Source organism: Oleiphilus sp. HI0117, from assembly GCF_001635235.1.
The window spans coordinates 1-3,883 of sequence record NZ_LWGA01000777.1 but is presented as its reverse complement, the minus strand read 5'-3'; the positions used below and the strand labels follow the sequence as shown (position 1 = coordinate 3,883).

Genomic DNA, 3,883 nt, shown 5'->3' with positions numbered 1-3,883 from the left:
AATAGTTAATAAAGAACAACTATGATATCCCCTGAGCTCATGCAAAAAAAATTCGTTGTAAAAGACATCCTGAAGCACCATAACATCACCAGCTGGTTCCAACCGATCATTAATGTCGAGCGGCGTGAACTCATCGGCTGGGAGGCCTTTTCACGAGGGCCAGAGACTGATAATGGTTTAGAAACGCCAGCAATGTTTGATACGGCTGCCGAAGCGGGTATTTTAAAACCTTTTGACTTGATGTGCCTACACACAGCGGCCGAGAGCTTTGACCAGCTTCAACTGGAGAACAAGTTATTCATCAACCTATCCAACGAAATGCTCATCGCCAGTAGTCGTTTAAAGGATCAGGTTGGAAAACTCATTGCTGACAATAGAGTTCCATCAACACGTATGGTGTTGGAAATTGATGAAAAGAATGCCAGCAATAACATTAATGAGCTTATCGAAGCTGTTCATTTTTTTCATGAGCAAGGCTTTGAGGTCGCAGTTGACCATTTGAGTGGAATAGACAATGTTGGTGAAAGCGCGTCGTTACATAAACTCTGGTCTGAAATAAAACCAGATTACATCAAACTGGATCGCAGCTTCATTCAAAACGTAAATGGTAGTGCCAGCAAACAAAAAACGGTCAAAGAAGTGGTAGCTGTCGCCCGCTCGATTGGTTCTGTGTTAATTGCTGAAGGGGTCGAAACAGAAAAAGAACTTAAGAAGCTATATGAGCTCGGAGTTCATAATGTTCAAGGCTACTTGATTCAAAGGCCTGAGTTAGCACCGGTCGCCCCCAAGCTCGATGACTTACTCGACAAAAAACTGTTCGCAGAAACCAATCAAAAAAGTTTGGCCTGCGACTTGGTTGTTTCAACTGCTCATGTCGAAGTAGGTACCACAATCCAAACCGTCTTTGAGCTACTTGAAGCTAATGTTCACATGAGCTCCATTGCCGTAGTAGAGAATGAGAAAGTACAAGGCATTATCTTTCGCACTCCCTTCATGAACAAATATTCCAAAAGACAGAGACGAGAAGTCGTTCAAGCCAAGTGTATCTCAAGCGAAATGAGCTTAGACTTCCTGCATGTTGACGCTCATCAGCGCATAGAGCAAGTCAGCCGCCTTGTCACATCTCGCGCACAATTAGATGCAGAGCATGACTTTATTATCTCCAACGAGCAGCATTTTCTTGGAATCGGAACGGTTATCGACTTATTACGCAAGGTCACACAGTTGCGTGTCAAACCAGATCACCAGGAAAATATTCTGACAATGCTCCCAGGAAACACCCCTCTCGGAAATTGCGTCATGGAGCTTCTGGACAAAGATACACCTTTCTCAGTCGCACTTCTCGACTTGGCCAATTTTAAACCCTTTAACAATCATTACAGCCACAACCGGGGTGATGAAGTACTGATCATGTTTGCCGAGATTCTAAGAAAGCAACTTAAACAAGGCGCTAGCTTTGCCGGGCATATCGGTGGGGATGATTTTGTACTGATTATGCCTCAGGATGAGTGGCAAGAATTACTCCGCTCCGTTTTCACTGAGTTCAACCACAAAGTACTTAAATTCTATTCGGATAACGACATCAAACAAGGTGGTATCGAAAGCACCGACCGAAATGGTCATGTGCGCTTATTCGACTTTGTGTCCCTATCTGCCGGCGTCATGACCGTCACAGAAGAATATTTCGACTCCTTCCAGAGCTTACTAACCCAGCTTATCCAGCTAAAACAGCGCACAAAGAGAGAGCTCGGTACCTGTTTAGCACATTTGAATGATGCACAAATCAAGCTCTATTCTTATGATGAAAGCGGCTTTGCCGATGAAGGTGTGAGTGACTAATCACAAAGAACTAGAATCAATCTAGGCTTTTCTCTTCAGCTCAGTAGCACTAAGGCGTAAAACTACGGAAGCCGTTAACATTTTGATACAAAAACGTCGAAAAACTTTACACTAAAAATACATGACACTTTTATGAACTTTAATTAACCTACTGACCAATAAGTCAAGTATATATATAGGTCTGGATATTGCTTATAGATTCATTCCACATGAAAATTTAACCAAATGGATGGAATCATGATTAAAAAACTACTTGGTACTACAGCTTTGGTGCTGGCAACTAGCACTGCTTCTGCAGCAATCATTAACTACGACTTTACAGGCGGCCCAACTGTCTATGGCGACCCTCTGAACTTCTCACAATATGGCCTTGGCTTGACAGTGACTGGTCAGCCAGGCGTTTCTGTCGACACCAGACATGGCTTAGGCGTGAAAAGCTCTTTTTTTGATACGAGCAATCAAGTCGACGGCTTTGGTCCTGACGAAACAATATCATTCTTGTTCGATGAGAGTGTAGACCTTGTTTCTGTTTTGTTCGGTCACGTTGGCGGCAACGATGACTTTAGTTGGTCTGTGAATGGTACGCTCATAGCTGGCGCTGATATCCCAAGCTCAAATTTGTACAACTTCTCTTCATATAATTACAATAGTAGCTTATACGAGTTTGGTGTAACTGGCACAAATGATGACTACTACATCAGAGGTATTACTGTAAATACTGTTGATACAGTTGACGTTGTTGAGCCTAGCTCTCTTGCAATCCTGGGTCTTGGCTTATTAGGTCTTGGCTTCAGCCGTCGTAACACTAAAGCTTAAGTTTTAGTTTCGGCCTGAATGAAAGCTAGGTCTTTGGACCTAGCTTTTTTATTTTCCGGCACAGTCAATCCTTAGCTTTTACCTCTTAAATTATATATCACTCCTTCCCCCAACCTTAAATCACAAATGTTATTGTTAGCGCCACCATTACAAGAGAGCTAGCCACTAGTCGTAAATGAGTCACATTCACCTACTATATTTTACTCACTAAACTATGCTTAGTTATATACATAGTATGAATATATAAACTCGATAAATATAAAGGTAATCTATGAGGGATACTGATAAAAATACGCCAAGAGAAAACTCTCACACGATAAGCGACAACCCCAGTATCAAAATTTTACCTTGTGAGACAATGCCCTATACCACAGTCTCCCCTGAAGGCTCCCTTGAAATCCTTTCTGCCTATGAAGTAAAACAATTAGTCGAGCTGTCGCGAACCAAGGTCTATGAATTGTTTAAGCGCTGTGCTTTAGCGGTCTTAAATACCGGCAGCACCGTCGATGATACCAATGAAATCATCGAGCGCTATAAAGATTTCCGTATCAAATTTATACGCCAGTCTCGTGGTATCAAGCTGCTGATTGAAAATGCGCCTGGCTCAGCCTTTGTTGATGGCAAGATGATTCGCGGTATTCGGGAACAACTTTTTTCAGTATTAAGAGATGTGCTCTACGTTCAAAACCAACTGCTTGACCCTCAGCATTTTGACTTTGAACACTCCAAGGGCATCACTGATGCAGTCTTTCATATTCTTAGAAATGCCAACTTGCTGCGCAAAGGCGCCCAAGCACCGCTTATAGTCTGCTGGGGTGGCCACTCTATCAATCGATGCGAATATGAATTTACCAAAGAGGTGGGCTACCAACTAGGCCTTCGCGAAGCAAACATTATTACCGGCTGTGGCCCCGGCGCAATGAAGGGGCCCATGAAAGGTGCCACAATAGGCCACGCCAAACAGCATTTTGAAGAGCGGCGCTATATAGGCATTACAGAGCCAGGAATTATCGCAGCCGAGTCTCCAAACCCTATCGTCAATGAACTAGTTATACTCCCAGACATCGAAAAACGCCTGGAAGCCTTTGTGCGCTGTGGTCACGGGGTTATCGTATTTCCTGGCGGTGTTGGTACGGCAGAGGAAATTCTCTATATTTTGGGCATTCTACTTCACCCCAAAAACGCTAAGACCCCCTTCCCTTTAGTCTTTGCCGCCGGAAAAGAAAGC

At 43.4% G+C, this 3,883-nt stretch carries 3 protein-coding genes; all 3 read left to right on the top strand.

Translation table 11 applies throughout. The features are described from left to right. Window positions 1-39: 39 nt before the first annotated feature. Complete coding sequence (locus A3757_RS12630) at window positions 40-1,839, top strand: bifunctional diguanylate cyclase/phosphodiesterase (RefSeq protein WP_197470027.1); 1,800 nt, start codon at window positions 40-42, stop codon at window positions 1,837-1,839. A gap of 237 nt (window positions 1,840-2,076) precedes the next feature. Further along, entirely contained in the window at window positions 2,077-2,655 is a 579-nt protein-coding gene (locus tag A3757_RS12625; protein ID WP_068554280.1) for a PEP-CTERM sorting domain-containing protein, read from the top strand. A 358-nt stretch (window positions 2,656-3,013) separates the two neighbouring features. Further along, window positions 3,014-3,883 (top strand): nucleotide 5'-monophosphate nucleosidase PpnN (gene ppnN / locus A3757_RS12620; protein ID WP_156506304.1); only part of this gene is annotated, 870 nt, incomplete at its 3' end.

Excerpts from the sequence above, each read along its gene's own strand:
- A3757_RS12630 (WP_197470027.1), top strand. The coding sequence starts at position 40 with ATGCAAAAAAAATTCGTTGTAAAAGACATCCTGAAGCACCATAACATC.
- A3757_RS12625 (WP_068554280.1), top strand. The coding sequence starts at position 2,077 with ATGATTAAAAAACTACTTGGTACTACAGCTTTGGTGCTGGCAACTAGC.